Annotated in this window: 17 protein-coding genes; 2 read left to right on the top strand and 15 right to left on the bottom strand. The window is 61.8% G+C overall.

What is annotated here, in order from left to right; translation table 11 throughout:
* Positions 1–189 precede the first annotated feature (189 nt).
* The 14 genes from tssM to tssB form a co-directional block, all read right to left on the bottom strand.
* Positions 190–3,807: a type VI secretion system membrane subunit TssM gene (gene tssM, locus R0125_RS13140; protein WP_317238475.1), complete on the bottom strand. Its 3,618-nt coding sequence runs from the start codon at positions 3,805–3,807 to the stop codon at positions 190–192.
* Between the two features lie 33 nt (positions 3,808–3,840).
* Complete coding sequence (gene tssA / locus R0125_RS13135) at positions 3,841–5,268, bottom strand: type VI secretion system protein TssA (RefSeq protein WP_317238474.1); 1,428 nt, start codon at positions 5,266–5,268, stop codon at positions 3,841–3,843.
* A gap of 31 nt (positions 5,269–5,299) precedes the next feature.
* On the bottom strand, positions 5,300–5,950 hold the full coding sequence (gene vasI, locus R0125_RS13130; RefSeq protein WP_317238473.1) for a type VI secretion system-associated protein VasI: 651 nt from the start codon (positions 5,948–5,950) through the stop codon (positions 5,300–5,302).
* Positions 5,947–7,509 carry a sigma-54 interaction domain-containing protein gene (locus R0125_RS13125; protein WP_317238493.1) on the bottom strand — a complete coding sequence of 521 codons (1,563 nt, stop codon included), beginning with the start codon at positions 7,507–7,509 and terminating at the stop codon, positions 5,947–5,949. The genes vasI and R0125_RS13125 overlap by 4 nt, the downstream gene beginning before the upstream one ends.
* A gap of 170 nt (positions 7,510–7,679) precedes the next feature.
* A complete protein-coding gene (gene tssH, locus R0125_RS13120) occupies positions 7,680–10,358 on the bottom strand; it encodes a type VI secretion system ATPase TssH (RefSeq protein ID WP_410797645.1) in 2,679 nt (892 codons plus the stop codon).
* Positions 10,324–11,163: a type IVB secretion system protein IcmH/DotU gene (gene icmH / locus R0125_RS13115; protein ID WP_317238471.1), complete on the bottom strand. Its 840-nt coding sequence runs from the start codon at positions 11,161–11,163 to the stop codon at positions 10,324–10,326. The genes tssH and icmH overlap by 35 nt, the downstream gene beginning before the upstream one ends.
* Before the next feature lie 3 nt (positions 11,164–11,166).
* The gene (gene tssK, locus R0125_RS13110) at positions 11,167–12,501 is read right to left on the bottom strand and encodes a type VI secretion system baseplate subunit TssK (RefSeq protein WP_317238470.1); all 1,335 of its coding nucleotides are present in this window, start codon (positions 12,499–12,501) and stop codon (positions 11,167–11,169) included.
* On the bottom strand, positions 12,501–13,034 hold the full coding sequence (tssJ, locus tag R0125_RS13105; RefSeq protein ID WP_317238469.1) for a type VI secretion system lipoprotein TssJ: 534 nt from the start codon (positions 13,032–13,034) through the stop codon (positions 12,501–12,503). The genes tssK and tssJ overlap by 1 nt, the downstream gene beginning before the upstream one ends.
* Positions 13,031–14,383, bottom strand: a complete 1,353-nt coding sequence (gene tagH / locus R0125_RS13100; protein WP_317238468.1) for a type VI secretion system-associated FHA domain protein TagH — start codon at positions 14,381–14,383, stop codon at positions 13,031–13,033. Before tagH ends, tssJ begins: the two co-directional genes overlap by 4 nt.
* A gap of 22 nt (positions 14,384–14,405) precedes the next feature.
* Positions 14,406–15,422, bottom strand: coding sequence for a type VI secretion system baseplate subunit TssG (tssG, locus tag R0125_RS13095; RefSeq protein WP_317238467.1), 1,017 nt, complete (start codon positions 15,420–15,422; stop codon positions 14,406–14,408).
* Entirely contained in the window at positions 15,386–17,158 is a 1,773-nt protein-coding gene (gene tssF / locus R0125_RS13090) for a type VI secretion system baseplate subunit TssF (RefSeq protein ID WP_317238466.1), read from the bottom strand. Before tssF ends, tssG begins: the two co-directional genes overlap by 37 nt.
* 70 nt (positions 17,159–17,228) lie before the next feature.
* The gene (gene tssE, locus R0125_RS13085) at positions 17,229–17,669 is read right to left on the bottom strand and encodes a type VI secretion system baseplate subunit TssE (protein ID WP_317238465.1); all 441 of its coding nucleotides are present in this window, start codon (positions 17,667–17,669) and stop codon (positions 17,229–17,231) included.
* Between the two features lie 3 nt (positions 17,670–17,672).
* Positions 17,673–19,154, bottom strand: a complete 1,482-nt coding sequence (gene tssC, locus R0125_RS13080; protein ID WP_317238464.1) for a type VI secretion system contractile sheath large subunit — start codon at positions 19,152–19,154, stop codon at positions 17,673–17,675.
* A gap of 57 nt (positions 19,155–19,211) precedes the next feature.
* Positions 19,212–19,709 carry a type VI secretion system contractile sheath small subunit gene (gene tssB / locus R0125_RS13075; RefSeq protein WP_317238463.1) on the bottom strand — a complete coding sequence of 166 codons (498 nt, stop codon included), beginning with the start codon at positions 19,707–19,709 and terminating at the stop codon, positions 19,212–19,214.
* Positions 19,710–19,959: 250 nt separating this feature from the next.
* Here tssB and R0125_RS13070 point away from each other — a divergent pair, with 250 nt between their 5' ends.
* Both R0125_RS13070 and R0125_RS13065 read left to right on the top strand, forming a co-directional pair.
* Positions 19,960–20,220, top strand: coding sequence for an acyl-CoA-binding protein (locus R0125_RS13070; RefSeq protein ID WP_248181703.1), 261 nt, complete (start codon positions 19,960–19,962; stop codon positions 20,218–20,220).
* Between the two features lie 145 nt (positions 20,221–20,365).
* Positions 20,366–20,677 carry a site-specific integrase gene (locus R0125_RS13065; RefSeq protein ID WP_317238462.1) on the top strand — a complete coding sequence of 104 codons (312 nt, stop codon included), beginning with the start codon at positions 20,366–20,368 and terminating at the stop codon, positions 20,675–20,677.
* On the opposite strand, the gene R0125_RS13060 is transcribed toward R0125_RS13065, so the two are convergent.
* A complete protein-coding gene (locus tag R0125_RS13060; RefSeq protein ID WP_410797644.1) occupies positions 20,674–21,147 on the bottom strand; it encodes a hypothetical protein in 474 nt (157 codons plus the stop codon). The genes R0125_RS13065 and R0125_RS13060 overlap by 4 nt on opposite strands.
* Positions 21,148–21,207: the final 60 nt, after the last annotated feature.

Here is a 21,207-nt window from a genome sequence, read left to right as displayed (position 1 = left end):
CAGGTCGGACAGGTGTTCCGTCAGCTGGAAGCCGACAACGGAAAAATGATCAGAGGAAAATTCGCCAATGGTGGCGGTGAACTGCAGTCCGCTTGCCTGGGGCATGTCTTCGGTCCCTGAAGAATGTAGTGCGTCAAAAACTCAAGCTGATGGCCGCCCGGCACCATCCTGTGCAAGGCGGCCGACAGTTTAATACAGACTGCGTGGTATCTGATACCCCGCAAGGAGCTCCTGTGTGAACGGGTTGGTATTACTGGCGGCGTGCAGGCGGTATCGCATCTGACCATCGTCCAGCTGGAATTTCACATCCACCGAGCTGCTGCTGACGCCGGTAATGTCGGCCTTGTCCAGCAAGCGGAACAGTGCCCAGGGGCCGTTTTCAGATAGGCTGCGGGGTGAGCGGTTAATCTGAGTCGGTACCAATGTAATGCGGCTCTCCACGCTGTCGCGCAGGGTGTTCGGCCACACCAGCGGAATACTCTGGCTGGGCCCGTGGCTGAACTCCACCAACTGGCCATCCACGTTGACCACGCTACGGCGTTTGTTAGAAGACAGGTTCAGGGGTTCCAGCGCAAACTCAACGTCCAGCGAGCCGCTGCGGGTGAAGTAGGCGCGGCGAATGTCCTCGGCTTTTGCCAGCGCCGCTTTGACATCGTTGCGTACCAGGCCGGCACGGCGCGATCCGCCCAGATGCTCGGGGTGATCTTCCAGGAACAGCTTCAGGTTGTCGGTGTAGAAGGTATCCAGCACACCCTCTGGCGCGAAGAAGCGTTCAAAGTCCTGCAGCGCGGCATCCCGCCCGGCGCCCGGGTTGAACGGATAATGTCGGGCCAGCGCTTGCTGGAAGGGCTGGTAAACCTCCCGGTACCACTGGCGCTCCAGTTGCGCCACGGCCTGGTCCAGCACCACCCGCCAGCTCTCCGCGGCCAGTTTGTCCAGCATGCGGTCCAGCGGCGCCGGCTGGTTATCCGCCAGCCGTTGCAGGGTAAAGATCGGATCCGCGCCCTGCAGCCCCATGCGGGCACGGGCCGCCTGCAATGCAGCCTTGCCACGATCCGGCGACTCCTGAATGCCGCGCATGTACTCATGCAGATCCCCCAGCACCACCATTAATTGCTCCAGATCGCTGGGGTTGTCACCCTGCTTGCGATCCAGCTGATTGAACTCAGCAAACTGGCGATCAATCTCCTGAACCATGGCGAAGTGAGACGACTGCTCCAGTACTTTACGGGCGGCCTTCGCACTTGCGCTCTCGGCCTCACTGTCACCGTCAAGGTCGCTACCGTCGGGCACCAGGCGGGTGTGATGGGTAACCTGTCCCAGCAACTGCTGCAACGGCTGGTGACCGCTGGTCAGGCTCTCGAGAACCCGCACGCCGTGATTGAAATCGGTAAAACTCTGCATGTCGACACGGCTCAGCGCCCGCCGCCAGGCTTCGGCATAGTGCTCGGCGTAGAGCGACTGCAGATCTGCGGTCAGTTTCGCCTCGTCGGATTCGCTGAAGTCGACGTCATCACGGCGGCCCAGCACCCAGGCATCCACCAGTGCCAATTCGGTCACATCATCGGATTTGCGCAGAAACCAGGAGTCCAGCCCCTCGCGGGTGAGCAGCGATGGGATCACCAGCGGATCGGCGGCCACATCGTCCTGCAGGGGTTGCCCGCGCTCATCCAACGTGGTGAACACCGTGCCAAAAGCCGGCCCGGAGGCTCTGGCCAGATCCAGGGGCGAACCGAACTCCCGTGCCGCTTCCTTTTCCAGGTCCTCATAGACCCGTTCGGTGGTGGCGATACGGCCCAGCTCGTGTTGTGCCCACTGCACGCTGCTGCGGAACGGCGCCAGCGCCATGTCGGCGGTGACATCCCCCTGCCGAACCTGGTCCGCCAGGTCGGTGTGCGCCATGGCGTAGTCCAGATGGCTGCGCAAACGCTGCTGCAGATCCCGCTGGCCCGGAAACTGGCTCTGCCAGTAATCGCTCATGTAATCCGCGACGATGTCATTACGCCGGCCACTGGCATCGTACAGCATCCGCAAAACCCGCAGGTGATCCAGCCGCTCGGAACTGTGATCCGGTGCCTCGGCCATCTCCCCCATCACCCCCAGCATGAGTGCGGGCAGATACTGGTAAGCCAGCATGTCCAGATAGGAGGCCTCCACTTCCGGGCCCACCTTCTGGCCCTGGTGCAGCCCCATATCGGTCACTACCGGCCAGCTCTGCCGGTAATCGCCAAACGCCAGGGTGGCCTCACGCAGTTCGTCCAGGGGCTGCAGCAGATTGCTGCCGGTGGTGTCCGGCTCGTAACCGATGGGCCGCCAGTTGTCGATAAAGCTGCGAACCCGTTGCTCCACAGCGGTGGCCGCTGCGGCGTTCTTGATAAAATAGTGCTGCCAGCCGGCGGTCATACCCAGCCCGGCGGATAGCGCGACAACCGCGGCTACCGCAACCCGGCGACGGCGACTGCGGACGACCCGCCGGTTATCGCCGGCCAGCCCGGACTCGCGGTAGATCACATCCGGGAACAGCCCCTGGATGAAAAGGCTGGCTGACTGACCACTGCGCTGGGCCGGCTGAATCGGGCCGGAGAGGTGGTAATTCGCCGCCGCCGCAGACACAAACGCATCCTCCGGCACACCTTCCTGCAATACCGACGTGAAGTAGGTGCCGCGCACCAGTGCCGGTGTCGAGAATGCGTCTTCTGTCAGCAGATCCGCGAGAAACTGCTCCAGCACCGGTTTCAGGCCCGCCAGCTGACGGCTGAAGGAGTAAACCGCGGTGCGCTCTTCGGCGTCGCGGGTCGCCGCCATCACATCGGGCAGTCGCGTGTTCAACTGCTCGACCATGGTGGTAAAGCGGTCGGAGAATTCCGCCCGCCAGTCATCGCCCTCAAGCTGGGCGGCCAGCGGGAAGGTGAACCCCAGCGGCTGCTCCCTCTCGGCCTTGCTCAGAGTCCGCATGAACGGCCCGAAACCGTAAAGCAGGTCCAGCTTGGTGAAGCTCACATACACCGGCAACCGCGAGCCCAGGGTTTCCATCAACTCCCGCAAGCGGGTTCTCAGCAGAATCGCCTGGGCTTTACGCTGCTGTTTACTGCCGGTGCTGAGGCGAGCCAGATCCACGGTGAGCACCACGCCGTTCAGCGGGCGCTGGGGGCGGTTGCGCTCCAGCCACTGGATGAAATGCTTCCACAAACGTTGCTGCAATTCCGCGGTGGCACCCTCGCCCTGGTTCTGGCTCAGCAGTTCCCCGTCGGGATCAATCAACACGCCGTGGTCACCGATCCACCACTCGAAGCCCAGTGGGTTGCGGTCGGCGCGGGCATTCCGGGTCACGTTAGTCAGGGTGTAGGTCTGGCCGGAACGCTGGATCAGACTGGTCTTGCCGGCCTCCTCCAGCCCCATCACCAGATACCACGGCAGACGGTAGAGCCCCTTGCGTCCGGGGAGATTGCTCTTCAGCGCCTGCAGCTGACGGTCCAACAGCCGCGCCTGACGACGCTCCAGCGGCAGGATCGGATCTTCCTCTTCGCGCTGCTCCTCGGCTTTGACGGCGTTGATCTTGCCCAGCTTGCGGGCCAGCACCGTGGCCCAGACCATGGCAACCAGCAACACCACCCCGAGAGTAACCAGCGCCCGCATCTGCCAGGCCATCAGCGGGTATTCGCCGCCGATTTCCAGGCGCGGACCCAGCCACCAGGTGGCCACCAGCAGCACGATCACCCCGAGCGCCAGGGTGACCGGCGCGGCACTGCGCAGGTAGGGAAGAATTTGTCGACCGATGAGTAATGCTTGTCTCCACATGGCATCCATTCCTGATAAAGGGTGTGCTTAAGGCAAAATCCGTTAAACCAGTTTTTCGAGTTTGGAAACCAGCCCCGGTTCCCAGTCTTCCAGGGCCAGGCCCCGTGTCTGTTGGTGCAAATCCTGAATCTGCTGGCTGGCGAGGGTTTTCAAGCCGTTGTCTTTCAGCAGCCGGGCACTAGCAAACCGCCAATAGAAGCGTTCGCGGGGTTCCCGGGCGCCGGAAAGACCGTCTTCCATCAGTTGCATGGCTTTTGCCAGGCCCTTGTTGCCCGCCATTTCACGGGCCTGATCGTAGGCCTGCTCCCAGGGGCTGGCGCCACCGGGGGTGCCAGACATAGCCGGGGCCGTGTGCATCCAGTCGGCGGCCTCGGCACACAGGAACGGGGTGCCGTCGTTGAAGGTCATACCCGCCAACCGGGGCAGACGCTCAACAAACGCCATCACCGAGGCGCGGATCGCTTCGCTGCAGGCGGCGTACCCCAACGCTTCCGCCACCCGGGCGCTGAGCCAGTGGCCATCCAGCCAGAACGGGCTCACCGACAGGCTTTGCTCGATCCGTTTCCACAGGTCCATATCCGGGGCCTTCGCCAGCGTCTCCCGATACTCCGCCACCCGGTCCGCGCTGACCGCTGCCAGGTCGGTTTTTACATCGTCACGGGAGGGTGGCACCGTGGCGATGCTCTGCCATATGGCATGGCGGCGCAGCTGATAGCCCAGAGCGGATCCCGGGTCGGTATCCACCAGCAGGTCGGCCACTTTCAGCAGGCTCTGCCGGGTGGCCCGCTCGTTGGCGGGGTCCAGAGTGAGCTCGCCCAGTGACGGCGAGGTGGTATTGATGGCCGCGTGACTGGCCGCAGGCGGTGTCGGCCTGGCTGTGGAGTGCTCTGCACCGGACGCCGGTGCAGATTCCGCTGCCGCCGGCAGTTTCTCCACCGCCCGTTTGAGGTCGTACAAGCCGTCATCCGCCAGCTCATGGTCGGCAGCCTGGCGGATCAGTTGTTCGATGGCTTTCAGGCAAAAGGCCTGGCCGTCGCCAACGCCCCCATCAAAGGACAGGGCACCCACATCCTTGCCGGCGCGCTGCAACATCTGGGTGAACATCATCCTGCGTGCCCTTTTGCCCTTATCGCCAGGGTAGGGCCAGGCCTTCTCCCACCAGGTCTCCAGCACCCGGTTCAGCAGGTACAGTGACAGCGCGAAGCGCTCACCGCTGCCGCCACGCTGCAGGCTGACCAGCAAGAAACCAAACACTTTCAGATCTTTACTCTGATCTGACAGCACTCGCAGCGACTCACTTTCCACCTTGAGCCAGTCGATGTCGCTGTGGGCCAGAGAGCCCACTTTCATGATCTCGTTTTCCAGGAACTCGAGGGTGACATCGTCGCCCAGCGGCTCACCCATGCCGGACTCGCCACCTATGGGGGCCAGTACCTGTTCCACGTACGGATGCTGTTCAACTACCTGCATTCAAAAACCTGCTTTTCGAAATTCGATTTCATTACCAGCCACACTCGGCCCGCAGCGGACCAATGGCCTGGCGAAAGCCGTCCAGATCAAACATCAGTCCGTCCACCGCAGAGTGAGACGAGGTGATATGCGCGTCCGTGCGGCCAGCCAGCGCCCGGGCGACACGGATGGCCGGCAACCCCCGCCCGCCGCTGAGCACAAACCCGTTGTCCCGCACGCGCCACAGAGCCTCATTCCCGCCAAAGCCGAACCGCAGGCGTTCCGCATCCAGCGGATCCGGCAGCATCAGCGACAGCTCGGTGATGTTGTTATGACACTGCAACGCCAGAACCGGGCGCGGAGGCTCGGTGCCCAGTGCAGCCAGGGTCACCAGATGGCCAGCCTGGTCACCGGTATGGCTGTAGAGAGGACCATCACCGGGGGTTCGCGCCTGCTCCTGGGCATAGGCTTGCTCCCACCGGGGCGGGCGCTCGCTCTGCGGGTCGGCGGAGCCGCCAGTGACGTCCATCGGTGTGCCGAAGATATCGTCGAAACAAGCCAGCCGTTCCAGTCGCTGTGGTTGCTCGGTGCACCGTTGGGCTTGCTCGAGTGGGCCGGCCAGCGCCGGTGCCACGGACAGCGCCACGCCCACTGGCCACAAAGCCGGCAGTATCCACCGGTAGAGACATGTTCTTATCATCATTCAGCGACCTGATACTTCAGACATTTGTGGGCCAGCGTGCGCTTGGGTAACCCCAGACTCTCGGCGGCCTGGGCGCGATTGCCGTCGTACTGACGCAGCCGCTCGCGGATAACCGCAGCTTCGAACGCCTGGGAGGCTGCCTTGAGATCCTGTATGTCGGCAGCCGCCGGCACACCCGGCACACCAGCGGCGTCCTCTTCGGCGTAGACCATGCGGGCGGGCTCGGCGAACAGGTCATCAAGACGCAGTACCTCCGGCTGGATGTCGTCACCCACCGGGGTTTGAAGACACGCAAACTCGACGATGTTGCGCAGTTCCCGCACGTTGCCGGGGAAGCTGTAGCGACCCAGAGCGTGCAGGGCATGGCTGCTGATACCCATGGGACCGGCGCCTTCGCGGGCCTGGTAATTGGCAATAAAGTGACGGCACAGGGCTTCCAGGTCCTGCGGTCGCTCCCGCAGCGGTGTGACCCGCAGCGGGAACTGGCTCAACCGGTAGAACAGATCGCGGCGGAAGCGGCCGTCTTCAATGCCCTTTTGCAGAGGTTGATGGGTGGCGGCCACCAGACGGAAATCGGAGTGCTTTTCCTGCTGGGCACCGAGCGGGCGGAATTGTCGGCTTTCCAGCACCCGCAGCAGTTTGGACTGCAGTGCCAGGGGCATGTCGCCAATCTCATCCAGGAACAGGGTGCCGCCATCGGCCTGCGCCAGCAGGCCCTCCTTGGTCTTGTCCGCCCCGGAGAACGCGCCTTTGGTGTGGCCGAACAGCTCGCTTTCCAGCAGGGTGTCGGGAATGGCGGCACAGTTCACCACCACAAACGGACCACTGGCGCGATCGGAAAAATCGTGGATCCCTTTCGCCACCAGGTCCTTTCCACACCCGGTTTCACCCTGCACCAGTACCGAAAGCTGGCTGCCGGCGGCGCGGATGATCTGAGCCCGCAGGTGGGTCATGTCGGCGGAGTTGCCCACCAGGCTGCCGGCAAGTTGTTCGCAACGCTGGCGCACGGTTTCCGCGTCGTGCAGGTGGTCCAGCGAGCGCTTCAGCAACCGCCGTTGCCATACCTGGTCGCGGTTCTGCAACTGGCTGACCCATTGGTGAGTGAGCAGCTGCTTAAGGCCCCGGTACAACGGCATGGCGGTGATGCTGTCCCACTCGGGCTCGTCGTGGCAAAGCACGAGGATGCCGAGGGTGCGGCCGTCGTCACCTTTGATGGGTTCAAGCCAGAACGACCGTGGGCGGTCGCTGGCATCCAGCAATGCCTGGAATCCGCTGTGATCAAGGCGGTAGCTGGCAGCACGGCTGAGCTCTCTGGGCTGGCCGGTTTGCAGCACGTGGGCAAAGGGGTGGCTGAAGTCGGCGCAGTCGAATTCGCCGTCCTGGTCCAGTTCGGCACAATGGAGGGTGCGGCCGCTCAGGTCCAGTTCCAGCGCCCAGCAGTGGGTCAGGCCGAAGGCGTTTGCCAGCTGTCGGGTGGCGGTTTTCAGCAAATCCGGCAGATTGTCCTGTCGGATGAGTGCCACCGCCAGGTCGATGCCGGTGTGCAGTTCCATCTGCATCCGTCCCATGTTTCTTTTCCCTGAGATGTTGAGTTCGCCGATCGCGGGCTCTATGGTTCGGCTTTCCAAAACACGCTGTGAATACATCCCTGTACGCTCCGCTCCGCCATCCATGGCTCCGCAGGGTATTTGGAAAGCCGAACCACAGGGCCCGCTACTTCCCAGTTGCCTTAAGCAACAACCCCGGTGAATTTTTCCTCTTCTACGCCCAAAGTGACACTTTTAACCGGTTCTCTTGCCGCCAGCTTTTCCAACAACGCCAGCGATACTGGTGGTAACAACTCACCTTCGATGATCGACTCCAGCATCCTCGCGCCGTTCTCGCTTCGGGTTGCCCGGCTGCGGATGGCTTCAACCAGGCCGTCTTCCAGCACCACGTCGGTGTGGTAGCGGTTTTTGATCTGGTCCGCCAGGCGCTGGAGTTTGTCGCCGACGATGCGGTTCAGGGTGTCTTCGCCCAATGGCAGGTACGGCACCACTTCCATTCGGGCGAGTAACGCCGGCTTGAAGAAGTTAGCCAGTTCCGGGTAGAGGGCCTCTTCAATCTTCTCCGGTTCGTCGGCGTGGTGGACGATGGTCTGATAGCCGAGGTTAGAGGTGAGGAAGAACACCACGTTCTTGCAGTCGATCAGGCGGCCTTCGCCGTCCGCCAGTTCGCCCTTGTCGAAGGCCTGGTAGAACAGGTTGAGCACTTCCGGATGGGCTTTTTCGACTTCGTCGAGCAGCACCACGGAATAGGGTTTCTGGCGGATGGCTTCGGTCAGGATACCGCCTTCACCGAAGCCCACATAACCCGGAGGTGAGCCGATCAGGCGGGAGACGGTGTGCTTCTCCTGGTACTCGGACATGTTGATGGTGGTAAGGAACTGGCGGCCGCCGTAGAGCAGCTCGGACAGTTGCACCACGGTTTCGGTTTTGCCGACGCCGCTGGGGCCCACCAGCAGAAACGCACCCATGGGCCGGCCAGGGCGACGCAGGTCGGCGCGGGCGGTGAGCAGGTGCTGGTGCAGGCACTCAATGGCGGTGTCCTGGCCTTTGATGTGGGCCTGCAGGTACGCCGGCAAATGGGTGATCTTTTCCAGTTCGTCCGTGGTCATGCGGTTAACCGGGATGCCGGTCCAGTCGGCGATAACTTCGGCCACCTGGCGGGCGTCGACCCGGGCGTGGACCAGCGGCTCGTCGGCCTGCAGTTCCGCCAGTTCCTGTTCGATGGCGGCGGCTTCGCTTTTCAGGTCCGGGCGCTCTTCGTTAACGGCTTCAACTTCGTCGTTAGCCGATTCCTCAACGGTTGCGCCCTCGGTCAACAGCTGTTCGCGGATATCCACCAGGCGGGTGACCAGTTCACGCTGGTCGTTCCAGTTTTGCGCCAGCTCTGCAGACTCTTCTTTCAGCGCCGCGATGCGGGTTGCCAGTGCGCTTTCCCGCTCGGCGTCCACGGCCTGACCGAGCGTGTGTTCCCGCGCAATCAGGTCCTGTTCCATGGCCATCTGGTGCAGTTCGCTGCGCACATGGCTGAGGCGGCGCGGCGGGGTGCTGAGGTTCAGGCTGACCCGGGCACAGGCGGTGTCCAGCACGTCGATGGCTTTGTCCGGGAGCTGGCGACCGGCGAGGTAGCGGGCGGACATTTCCGCCGCGGCTTTCAGGGCGCTGTCGGCAACCAGGACTTTGTGGGCTTTTTCGTAGACGGTGCGCAGGCCACGGAGAATGTGGACGGCTTCGCCCGGTGTGGGCTCGTCCAGCGCTACCGGCTGGAAGCGGCGGCTCAGGGCCGGGTCTTTTTCGAAGTATTTCTTGTACTCGCGCCAGGTGGTGGCGGCGATGGTGCGCAACTCGCCCCGGGCCAGCGCGGGTTTCAGCAGATTGGCGGCGTCGGAGCCACCCTCGCTGTTGCCGGCGCCGATCAGGGTGTGGGCTTCGTCGATGAACAGGATGATCGGGGTGGCGGAGCCTTTGACCGCCTCGATCACGCCTTTGAGGCGTTTCTCGAATTCGCCTTTGACCGACGCACCGGCCTGCAGCGCGCCCATGTCCAGGGTCCACAGTTCCACACCGATCAGCCGTTCGGGCACGTCCCCGCTGACGATGCGTAAAGCAAGGCCTTCCACCACGGCGCTTTTACCGACGCCGGCGTCACCCACCACGATGGGGTTGTTCTTGCGGCGGCGGCAGAGGATATCAATCATCTGGTCGATTTCGGCGTCGCGACACACCACCGGGTCGAGCTTGCTCTCGCGCGCCAGTTTGGTGAAGTCGGTGGCGTAGCGTTTGAGCGGGTCCAGATCGGTGGCAACGGCGGGCTGACCACCGTCTTTTTCGTTCAGTTGCGGGCGCTCCACAGAGCCTTCGGTGACCCGGTCGAACTGCTTGCGCAGGTGCTCGCGGTTGATCTCGACCAGTGCCTTGCTCACCTGCGGCATCAGATAGCGGTCGGCGTTCAGCAGCAACGCCAGGAAGATGGCACCGGAGCGCAGGTCCTGATGGCCGAACTCGGCAGAGGCCAGCAGCCAGGCGTCCTGCAGCAGGTCCACGAGCAGTGGCGAGAATGACGGATAGGGCTCGGCGGTCTGGGGTTCGCCGTTCAGGCTGTCGCCCACCAGGGGCTGCAATTGCTGATGGTTGATGCCGGCGTGCTCCAGGATCTGGCGCACGTCGGAAAATGGGGTTTCCAGCAGCTTGAACAGCAGGTGGGCCGGGGTGATTTCCGCGCCCTGGCGGCTGATGCATAGGGCCGCAGAGGATTCCAGCCCCTGGCGGCAAATGTCGTTGAGGCGCCCGATCAGCGCCGGCAGTTCTACCCGAATCACAGTGATATCCTTATTTCGGTAATTGTTCCAGAACGCTGAGCACATCCCGGATGCGTTCGTTCAGCGCCATGTTGTAGAGCGAGAAGATGCCGGCCATGGCGAGGGCAAACAGACCCCCGATGCCCCAGATCGGCAGGCCGCTGCGCAGGCGGTTGCGGGCCGGTGACACATGGGCCAGGGGGTCCGTCAGCGGTTGTGCCTCATCGGCTTCCCGCAGGCTCTTCAGTTGCTCGTGCAGGCCGCGCATGATCTGCTCGTATTCCTCACGGCCATTGGTCATTACCTTGTAGCGGCCCTCGAAACCGAGACACAGGCACAGGTGAATGAACGCCAGCATGTCGCGGTAGCGCTGGGGCTCCTGTTCCATGCGCGACAGAATGGCGAATACCTTTTCACCACCCCAGGTTTCGTTGTGGAAGCGGGACAACAGCGAGTGCTGTGACCACACACTGTGAGCACCCCAGTCGGTGCCCAGCACGGCCTCGTCAATGAAGGCGCAGAGCACGTAGCGATAAGCCACCACCGTGGGGCGCTCGTAGCCCTGCTCCACCAGTTCCCGGTCGATGGCGGCCACGTCGTCCACCACCTGCCGGTACAGGGTTTCCACTTCGCGGAAATCCGCCAGCCGCCGCACCCGGATCACGAGCCCCAGCAGCGGCGTGGCGGCATCGATCAACCGATTGTCTTCCAGCCCGCGCAGTTGGAACTGATCGTTGGCAAACTCACGATTGCTGCTGCGGTCCGAGTCGTTACGATCCGCAAACATCAGATCGCTGAACGCACTGCCACCGGTGTCCTTGTTGCCCGGGCTACTGCCGTAGGGTGAATCCTTCACCTGTGCCTCTGCCATGATTTAGCTCCTGATTGCCCAGAACTGCATTTCCATACCCGCGAAGCTACCTGCCACGTGGAAGGCAAAGCCGCTGGCGTTGTCGAGCATCTGCCAGGCCTGGCTCTGGTCGTCCAGGCGGAAGTACACGAAGCCGGCGTGGTACGGCAGCTGGCGCGGGGCCACTGGCAGTGGTGACAGCGGAATGCCCGGCAACTGCAAGCTGATCAGATCGCGGATCTTCTCCACCGACGCCACCTTGCACTGCTGGGTGAACTGCTTGCGCAAATCGTCCAGCGGCATGTCGGCTTTCACCGCCAGGATGAACTCGGCATTGCCGATCAGCTGAGCGTCCTGAATCGGTGCCACGGTCAGACCGTACTGACGCTCCTGCAGCTGGATGGCCAGCGCGCGCGGCTCCAGCACCGTGCTCAGAGACTGCCGCAGCACTTGCATCAGCGGCGTGAACGAACTCTCCGGCAAGTCGTGGTCGTAGGCGCTGTAATCCCGTGGCAGACGGCTTTCATCGGTAAAAGTCACCAGCTCGCCGCACAGCTCCAGCAGCGCTTCGTAAAGACGCTCCGGGTGAAGCTGCCGCAGCCGGGCCAGATGCATGTAGCGGGGGTGGGCGCGGTTGAGCATCTGCAGCAGCATGAAATCCGCCACATCCGCCACGCCGCCCTGCCCCGGCGCGCCGACCCGTTCGGCAATGTTGCGGGCACGTTCTTTCATCAGCCCGGCCATTTCCCCGACAAACCGCTGCAAGCGGGGCGCGGCGCGCACGCTGAGCATGGTGGGCATGAAGTTCGGGTCCATCACCAGGCTGCCGTCCGGGCGCTTCTCCAGAATCCGGCCAATGGCCAGTGCCGCGTAGGCGCTGCGATCATCCCGCTCCAGCATCAGCCGCGGCGCAACCCGGGCCACGTCAATGGCATGGGCATCGCCGTCAATAGAATGCAGGTCGCGGATTTCCTCACTGTGGGCGCGGAAACGACCGGCAATGGCAGCTTCCGGCCACTCCACTTCCGCCAGTGCCTCGCTGCCCAGTGGCAAAGCCAGATACACCACCTGGTTGGCCACGGAGGCGTCGGTGATTTCCAGCGGCTCCGGCATCACGTCGTCCTGGGGCAGACTGAAACGGGTGCCATCCGGAAACAGACCACGAGCATGCACCAGGCCGATGCGACCGAAGCTCAGGTACTCGTCATTCAGCGCCAGGTCGCTGAAGCCATACAGGTAGTCAGACACCGCCAACGCCCGTTCGTTGATCTGGTGTTCCAGGTACCGTTGTTGTTGCTGGAAATGCTGGGGCTTGATGAACAGCCCGTCACTCCAGACTACGCGATTCATAACAGCCATCAGGATTCGTCCGAACGTCTGAGTTTCACTTCCCGCTCACGCAGGTTGACCAGCAGGTGATAGCGTCCTCCGATCGGGTCCACCTTGACCACCTTCTTCCATTGGGACAGGTTCGGATAGGCATAGAACGCGATGATGCCGATGAAACGGGTGTCGCTGTCGACCTCGAACGGCTCGATGAAGCGGAACTGCCCCGGCACCAGGGAATAGTCGTCGTGATCGATATAATTCTGGCCCAGTGAATCCTCCAGATCGCTCAGCAGCTGGTCGAAATCACCCGCCATCAGCATGGAGCTGTCGCGCATCTCGATGACCTGAAAAGCGATCGGCGTGGGCGCCAATGATTCGTTGGGGTTCACATCCGGTTCCGCCAGCATGGTCAGATCCACACGGCTGGGCAGGTCCTCCGGGTAACCCACCGGAATATTCGGGTCCCACAGCACCTTGGCGGTTTTCGAGACGGCGTTGTAAGGGGTACTGCACCCCACCAGCACCAGAATGGCAGTCAGTAAAATCCCTTTACTGTATTTCACAACAGGTTCTCCCTCTGTAGTTGACGCAAATGCTGGTCGTAAGCCTGGTCGAACACCTCCTGAAACAGGCGCTCGAAACCCTGCTGACGACTGGATTTCAGTTCACGGTAATAATGCTCGTACATGCCCCAGGCCCAATGGCCCTCGTCCTCGTGTTGTTGCAGGCCGCGGCGGTAACCGTGGAAACGGCGCAGCAGAGCTTCCGGCGAAAAGGCATGGAGAATCGCTTCCAGCCCCTCGCTGATGGCTTGGCGGGTGGCCAGCTGGTGATGACGCAGGCTCTGCAGGCTTTCGCTGACCGCCGCCGGTGCGGACAGGTGCACCGGGCTGCGTTCGCTGGCAAACAGGGTCTGTACCGTGTTCTGGTAGTCCTCTCCCAGCCGCAGCGGGTTGTCTTCAATGGGTTGCAACCGGGTGCGCAGGGCCTGATGGCGGCTGTCCTCACTCTGGTGCAGTGCCAGCAGCCCCTCCACGGTGGCCTTCAGGGTCTGCCCGGCTTCTTCCAGAAACAGCCGCATCTCGTCGCTGTCGGCAAAGCCGAGTTCGGTATCCATGCCCTTGAGCAGGGGCGCGCCGCTGATGTGCTGGCGGCTGTGATCACCCGACTCTCTGTGAGCTTCCCGGTGTGAATGCGCCGGCACTGGCGTTGCTGTCTGGTCCGTCATGCTGTTGTGCTCTCCCTGCCTGACCGGCAAGCCCATCGCCACATCGCGATGCTCCCGGTATTGATCGGTCACTTCACCGTCCGCGGCGAACCATTCCGGACGGTCCGCCAGCAGCGTCCGCTCTCGCGAAGCTGCCCGTGTTTCCTGCTCCGGTGTATCCTGCTCATGCCAGTGGTCCAGCGGATCATCGCTGACCGGCTCGCCGGCGGCCGGTGCCAGGCCGCGCAGGGGCTCATGACCCGCGGTTTCAAGCATTTGACGTTCTGACCGGACCAGCGAGCCTTCTTCCACGTTCACCAGGGAACGATCCTCTGCATGCTCGTCAGCGAACGGATCCGCCACCGCCGGGCGGCCTTCACCAAGCTCGGCCCGAATCTGGTAGCGCCCGATGGTGATCACATCGCCGCTTTTCAGCCTCGCCCGCCGGCCGCGCCCCAGGGGCTGACTGGCGCTGTTGATGTAGGTGCGACCGCTGCGGTCAATCAGGCAGAAAACGCCGTCGATGAACCGCACCTCCGCGTGGCCGGCGGTGGCCCCGGTACGATGGGCCGACAACCGCCAGGTGTCGCTGGTGGCGGTACCGATGGAGCCACCGGCGGTGGTAAATTCGTGCTCCGGCAACAGCCCACTGCCAACGGCGGTGGGGTTGCTTATCTGCAGTTTCAGTGACTGACGCATGTCCATTTGCTGTGTCCTTGCTCTGTAATCAGCGACGAATCTGAAGGCGAACCGCCGGCAGCTTGCGTGCCTTTTCCGGCGTCACGAACGAGTTCCAGCCCAGCCGCACGTCCGCGCCCATCTGCATCGGCTTGACGTCTTTCGGGCGCATCTGCAATTCCAGGTCGTAAGCCAGCTGCTCCCGTGTGGTGAATTCCACCAGCTTCACCAGACGCTGATGATCTTTGCCGTTGGGCAGGAAATCCGCGAAGCGCTGACGATCCAGATTGCGCAGGCGCAGGATGAATTTGCCGCTGCGGTCGCGAACGCCGGCTCCGATCAATGTGTCCTGCCCCAACGCCGCATTGGACCGGCCCAACCGGGTCTGCTGGTCCTGCGGAATCGTCACCCGGCGCAGCACCCACTGCTCGATGCTGACGTCGTCCAGATCGAAACAGTGACCGACAATGCCGCTGACCACATCCGGCGAACGGCTGCGACCCGCCATCAGCCCTGCGTAGGCCAGCATCTTCGACCAGTTGACCGGAGTTGCGTCCCGCAGACGGCGATCACCCAGCCCAGCCAGCGCGAAGATATGCTCAGAAAAACCGTCCGAGGCACCGGGGCGAAAGCGCACGTAGTAGCGGTATTTGCGCCAAGAGCGATGGAACAGGGTCACCAACCGGTGATTGAAAAAATCCAGAAAGTGACGGCGAATGCCCAGATCCTGGCCCGCCTCCCAGGCCAGATCCTCCAGGTAATAGCCCGGCAGGGGCGACTGGGAGCCGTGCAACCCCAGAAAACTCACTTCCATCTGGTAGGGCGCATGCTCGTGCTCCGGCGAGAAGGCCGAGACCACGTCACTGCCCGGAAAACCCAGACCGGCAGACGCCGAGAAGCGAATACGCTCACGGCGGGGCTGGTCGTCCTGCGCCCGTTCGAGATCGTCGCCGTGATGCCGGTGAATCAGATCCACCAGCTGAAAAAAACTGTAGCGCCGCGCATTGCCCAGAACGGGTTGCAGCTCGGCTACATCAGCGGCTGCTGACCTTGCTGTAACGTCCATGTGTACCGTTCCTGATTGTCTGTATTCACCACTTCCAGTTGGTGAAACGCGTTGATACTCGCGTAAAGCGCGAAAAACTGGCTCAGCACCGTGCCAAACAGGTACAGGTCGCCCTCCGAGGCGAACGCCGTCTGATCCAGCTTCAGCACCGAGCGGATACCCCGCACCGGCAGGCCGCGCACCATGCGATCCACCGGCGAGGTTTCGATACCCGCAATGCCCGCCAGCCGCTTCTGGGACACCCGCTCCGCCTGCCGGTCCACCAGCGCGCGGAAGTCGTACACCCGCAGCACCGTGCGCAGGGCGTCCACGTCCAGCATCGACAGATAGTTCAGCGACAGGTTGGAAATCAGCGTCCACAACAGGCTGCCATCCAGGGTCGGCCGCAACGTAGCCGTCGGCCGGGTAATGTTGCTGAAGGTGGCGAAGGCCGGCGTGCTCTCGGTGGCCATGCAGATCTCGCCCACCGCCAGCTGGCTTGGTAACTGGCGGTTGGTGCAGGTCAGGGTCAGGGAGATGGCTTCCTGACGACTCATGCACTCGGATTCATCGCCGCGCACAAACGACATGTAATGATCAAAGCCGTCACCACGAACGCTGTCTCGCGCTTTTACCCGGTAATAAAGTGCGGTGCGACCACGATCCCGCTCCACTTCGTGCTGAAAGCTTTCAAAGGCGGTATAGATGCGTGGCTCACCGCGCCCTGAGCGGCCTTCCAGCCAGCCTTCCACCTGCTCAATGCTGAACACTTCGTAGTGGTCCGGGGAGCGGCTGGAGGGTGAAATCCGGTACTCGGTCTGGCGTCCGTTCAGATCCACCGGCTCGCCTTCGTGGGTGAACAGGTTCACCGCCGGGGTACAGTAAAGCTGAAAATTGTCTTCCCGCACCTTGGCGTCCGGCGGCAGGATGCGGCTGAAGTGGAAACGCAGGCTGATCTCATCCGCCTGCACCGGCGGCAACCGACGCGCCAGGCCATGGACATCCACAAAGCGGAAGGCCTCGGGGAAACTAAGGTATTCCTGCAGGATGCGGTAACCCGGATAGGCGTTCTTAGGATATGGCAACAGGGCTTCGTCCTTGCCGAAGCCAACCGGTTGCAGCTGGGACGCCGGCATACTGTATACCGAGTCGCCCACCACAAGTTTAATGCGCTCAAGGTAATGGTTGAGCCACAGGAACAGGGTCTCGGCAATGTGGCTTTCGCCGCCAAGGTAGAACCGCAGGCTGTCCATGCCCAGTGACGACAGTGGCTGGTCCGTATGCAGAGCCAGGTCCACGGTCACGGAGGACACTTCCCGCGAGTGTTCCGCGTGGGCCGCCGCGACGCTGACCGGGTATACGTCCACGGCACGGCAGGTGCGGAAGCGGCACTGGGTCTGGCGCGTGGCGTCGCCCAGTGGCCGGCTTTTGATTTCGGTGTGTCGGTCCACCCGCTGGCGCTCACTGATGGCATGCAGCTGCGGGTCAAAACGCATGATGGTGCAGCTGGGCACTGGCCGCAGGTAGTTGGGCCACAGCATGTTAAGCAGCGAATGGGTGATTTCCGGGAATTCGTCTTCGACTTTTTCCCGTAGTTTGCCGGTCAGGAAGGCAAAGCCTTCCAGCAGGCGCTCCACATCCGGATCGGTGCTTTGCTCAGAAAGAAAACGGGTCAGTTGAGGATGCGCATCGGCAAACTCCCGGCCCTGTAATCTGAGAAAACTGAGTTCGTCCCTGTAAAACCGATTCAACTTCATAAAGACTACTGCACCATTCCCCGCTGACTCCGAGCGGGCGGGCCCACTCTCATCCTTGTCTGCAAACTAGCTACATCACTCTGTAGTAGCGCTTGTCATCCAGTACCAAATCGATCGTTGTTCTGTCATCGCTTCCTGCAATGTTCAGATACACCGTCACCTGGAACTTCAACTGCAGCGGGTCCGGACCCGGTGGCAAGGCCACCACATCCACCCGCTTCACCCTGGGTTCAAACTTCTCAATGCACTGTCGGATCGCGCCGCGGATCTGAACACTCAGATCGTGGGTGCCGAGCGTGGCGTCGTTGAAATCCAGCAGGCCCAGGTCCGGTACGCTGGCACTGTTACCCGGGTGGGCATTCAGCAGGCGCACAAGGTGGCGTTTGATGGATTCAATCACATGGGTGACTTCGCCCATGCTCTGGCCGGCCGGCGCGGCGGCCTGTTCCAGTCGTTCAAACAGGCTGCCGCTACTGGCCTGCGATCCGTCGCTGGCCGGGTGATGGAACATGGATTAATCCTTGTCCAGCCGGCCAACCAGTGACAGTTCGAAGTTGGCGCCCATGTACTTGAAGTGGGGGCGCACGGCCAGGGAGACCTGGTACCAGCCCGGGTCGCCTTCCACATCAGACACGGTCACTTGCGCGGCGCGCAGTGGACGACGGCTACGCACGTCCGCGGGCGGATTTTCCTGGTCGGCTACGTACTGGCGGATCCAGGTGTTCAGTTCCCGCTCCAGATCCTGGCGCTCTTTCCAGGAGCCGATCTGTTCCCGCTGCAGCACCTTGATGTAGTGGGCCAGGCGGTTGACGATCATCATGTAAGGCAGTTGCGTACCCAGCTTGTAGTTGGTTTCCGCTTCCTTGCCTTCCTTGGTGTTGGGGAACTGCTTGGGCTTCTGTACCGAGTTGGCGGAGAAGAACGCCGCGTTGTCGCTGCCCTTGCGCATGGTCAGGGCGATAAAGCCTTCGTCGGCCATTTCGTATTCGCGACGGTCGGTGATCAGCACTTCGGTCGGGATCTTGGCTTCCAGCTGGCCGAAGGATTCGAACAGGTGCACCGGCAGGTCTTCCACTGCACCGCCGCTCTGGGGACCGATGATGTTCGGGCACCATCGGTACTTGGCGAAGCTTTCGGTCAGGCGGGTGGCCAGCAGGTAGGCGGTGTTGCCCCACAGGTAATGCTCGTGGTCGGCGGACACTTCTTCCTTGTAGTTGAAGCTGCGTACCGGGTTTTCGGTGGGGTCGTAAGGCACCCGCAGCAGGAAGCGCGGCGAGGTCAGGCCCAGGTAGCGGGCGTCTTCGGACTCACGCAGGGAACGCCACTTGGCGTATTTCGGGCCTTCGAAAACCGCTTTCAGTTCCTTGATGGCCGGCAGTTCCTGGTAGCTGTCGACGCCGAAGAACGACGGCGCCACCGAGGACAGGAACGGCGCGTGGGCCATCGCTCCGACAGACGACACATACTGCAGCAGTTTCATGTCCGGGGTGGACGGGGTGAACGCGTAGTTACCCACCACCGCACCAACCGGCTCACCGCCGAACTGACCGTACTCCGTGGAATAAATGTGCTGGTAAAAACCGGTCTGGGTGACGTCCGGTGCGAACTCGAAATCTTCCAGCAGTTCGGTTTTGGTGGCGTGGAGAATGTCCACCTTGATGTTTTCGCGGAAGTCGGTGCGATCAACCATCAGCTTCAGGCCACGCCAGGACGATTCCAGTTCCTGCAGCTTGGGTGCGTGCAGGATTTCGTCCATCTGGGCGCTGATCTTGCGATCCAGCTCAACCACCATCTGGTCCACCAGCGCCTTGTTGACCGGCTGGCCTTTCTCTTCACTGTTCAGCAGGTTGGCAATAAAGGTTGCCACCCCTTTGCGCGCCACATCGTAGCCTTCGTCGGCCGGTGCCATACGGCTGTTGGCCATGACCTGGTCCAGCAAGGACCCTTCTGCTACGGATTCGGAGGCAGCCGATTGCTGCACGGCAGTATCAGACATACTACATCCCTTCAGTACGTTTTGATTTTACTCGAGAATGAATTGCGAGCCTTCGGATTACTCGGCTTTTTCTGTGGCCAGATCCAGTTCGGCCAACAGCTTGCCCCGGGCGTCTTCGTTGTCCAGCAGTTCCTGCAGCTTGGAGCGGAATGACGGCACATTACCCAGCGGGCCTTTAAGGGCTACCAGCGCTTCGCGCAGCTCGATCAGCTTGTTCAGCTCCGGCACCTGGCGGGCAATGCTGTCAGGGGAAAAGTCGTCCAGCGTCTGGAATTCGAGGTTCACCGGCAGTTCGTCGGCGTTGTCTTCCAGCTTGTTGGATACGGACGTGGTCAGGCTCAGACCGGCCTCTTTCATCACAGAACGGAAGTTGTTCTTGTCGACGGAAATGGCTTTACGGTCTTCGATGGGGGTTTCTTCGGGCTGTCCCTTGAAATCGCCAACCACGAACATTTTTAGCGGCAGCTCAGTTTCTGCCTGCTGGTCACCGGTGGCGGGGACGTATTTGATATTGATGCGCTCTTTAGGCGCGACGGAACCGTCTTTTGAAGACATGCGCTTGCTCCCTGTGCAAATCATTTGCAGTAGTTCAATCCCTGGTGCGAACCGTCCTGGCTCACAACGGCGGAAACCTTACACACGATTCACTTTCCGCTCAAGCAAAAATTGGCCAGCTTTTGGTCGAAATGTGCGCTTGGGCAAAGTTTTGCCAAGGCAGATCAGTCAATGACGATCCACGCGGCTCTGGCTATACTCCGCAAGACCGTCAATAACGGACGCTCCCCAACAATACAAGGAACCCGTGATGAGTGACCTGAAAACCCAATTCGACGAAGCCGTGAACTACATCCAGTCGGCCGAGGGCGACTTTCAGCCTTCCAATGAAATGAAACTGGCGTTCTACGCTCTGTACAAGCAGGCAACCGCAGGCGACGTCAGCGGCAAACGCCCGGGCATGATGGATTTCGTGGGCCGCGCAAAATACGACGCGTGGGCGGAGCTCAAGGGCACCTCCAGCGACGAAGCCATGCAGAAGTACATCGACAAGCTCAACTCGGTGAAATAAACCGGCTTTCGGGGCCCAGGGTACAGCCGCTGCTGTCTGCCCGGGCCCCGCGATCTGTCCCGCCCGGAAAGTTTTTTGCGACATTCAAACGATTGTCATAAGATGCGCGCACGATAACAACAACGACGCATCTGGAAGCTCCACCATGAACATGACCGAGGCGCTGGAACAATCCCAGCCGGGCCTTGTTGGCCGCGTTAACGACGCCATCCGCAAACACGATCTCAACCAGCGCGCCGAGCAGACCTACCTGCACTGGATTTCCCGCTTCGTGCTGTTTCACGGCCTGAAGGATCCGGACAATCTGGCCACGGCCGACCGCCAGTTGTTTCTCAGCTATCTGAAGGACCGGATCCAGTTGTCACGGGCAAGACTGAATCAGGCCAGCCAGGCCCTGACCTTCTTCTACGAGGATGTGCTGGGGAAAACACCGTCAGAACAGATCGTCGCCGCCTAACGGCCGGTCATATTGATGTTCTGGGTGTCGTAGGTGCGATTCTCCGGCGGGCGGATGATGTAGTTGTTGCTGTGGGTCTGCCCGGGAATTGATTTAGGATTGCTGAACCGGAACTCTACCGGGATTTCAAAGCGCCCCAGATCCGTACGTGAATCACGGGGCTGCAGCGCCAGTGGGTCCAGGTAAAAGTCCTCATCCGTGCGGGGCTGCACCGGCACACCGGCGGCAGGCGCCTGCAGGCCACCTTCGATGACGGTGTTGGCCAGGGTTTCCTCGCCCATGGAGCGGAACGGAATCGTGTCGACCGTTGAGCGTTCGCGATAATCGAAGGCCGCTTGCCCTTCTTCGCCCCCGGCCACCGGGGCTTGTGCCGCCAGCATCGGGGCGACGGCCAGGGAGAGCGTGAGAGTCAGCAACGGGCCAACCCTTGCTGTAACACCGTTTACTGTCGAGAGCGTGCGCGCATCCATACCATCCGCCTTATGACGGCAGCCTGGTCGTTTCACCCTGGGTGACGGCACGACGCGACT

This window comes from Marinobacter sp. M-5, from assembly GCF_032911545.1.
GTDB classification, from domain to species: domain Bacteria; phylum Pseudomonadota; class Gammaproteobacteria; order Pseudomonadales; family Oleiphilaceae; genus Marinobacter; species Marinobacter goseongensis.
This window is presented reverse-complemented; position numbering and strand designations above follow the sequence as displayed.

Excerpts from the sequence above, each read along its gene's own strand:
- tssF (WP_317238466.1), bottom strand. The coding sequence starts at position 17,158 with ATGAAGTTGAATCGGTTTTACAGGGACGAACTCAGTTTTCTCAGATTA.
- tssB (WP_317238463.1), bottom strand. The coding sequence starts at position 19,709 with ATGTCTTCAAAAGACGGTTCCGTCGCGCCTAAAGAGCGCATCAATATC.
- R0125_RS13065 (WP_317238462.1), top strand. The coding sequence starts at position 20,366 with ATGAACATGACCGAGGCGCTGGAACAATCCCAGCCGGGCCTTGTTGGC.
- tssH (WP_410797645.1), bottom strand. The coding sequence starts at position 10,358 with ATGTGCTCAGCGTTCTGGAACAATTACCGAAATAAGGATATCACTGTG.
- tssK (WP_317238470.1), bottom strand. The coding sequence starts at position 12,501 with ATGGCTGTTATGAATCGCGTAGTCTGGAGTGACGGGCTGTTCATCAAG.
- tssG (WP_317238467.1), bottom strand. The coding sequence starts at position 15,422 with ATGGACGTTACAGCAAGGTCAGCAGCCGCTGATGTAGCCGAGCTGCAA.
- R0125_RS13070 (WP_248181703.1), top strand. The coding sequence starts at position 19,960 with ATGAGTGACCTGAAAACCCAATTCGACGAAGCCGTGAACTACATCCAG.
- vasI (WP_317238473.1), bottom strand. The coding sequence starts at position 5,950 with ATGATGATAAGAACATGTCTCTACCGGTGGATACTGCCGGCTTTGTGG.
- tssE (WP_317238465.1), bottom strand. The coding sequence starts at position 17,669 with ATGTTCCATCACCCGGCCAGCGACGGATCGCAGGCCAGTAGCGGCAGC.
- tssC (WP_317238464.1), bottom strand. The coding sequence starts at position 19,154 with ATGTCTGATACTGCCGTGCAGCAATCGGCTGCCTCCGAATCCGTAGCA.
- R0125_RS13125 (WP_317238493.1), bottom strand. The coding sequence starts at position 7,509 with ATGCAGATGGAACTGCACACCGGCATCGACCTGGCGGTGGCACTCATC.
- icmH (WP_317238471.1), bottom strand. The coding sequence starts at position 11,163 with ATGGCAGAGGCACAGGTGAAGGATTCACCCTACGGCAGTAGCCCGGGC.
- tagH (WP_317238468.1), bottom strand. The coding sequence starts at position 14,383 with ATGGACATGCGTCAGTCACTGAAACTGCAGATAAGCAACCCCACCGCC.
- tssA (WP_317238474.1), bottom strand. The coding sequence starts at position 5,268 with ATGCAGGTAGTTGAACAGCATCCGTACGTGGAACAGGTACTGGCCCCC.
- R0125_RS13060 (WP_410797644.1), bottom strand. The coding sequence starts at position 21,147 with ATGGATGCGCGCACGCTCTCGACAGTAAACGGTGTTACAGCAAGGGTT.
- tssM (WP_317238475.1), bottom strand. The coding sequence starts at position 3,807 with ATGGATGCCATGTGGAGACAAGCATTACTCATCGGTCGACAAATTCTT.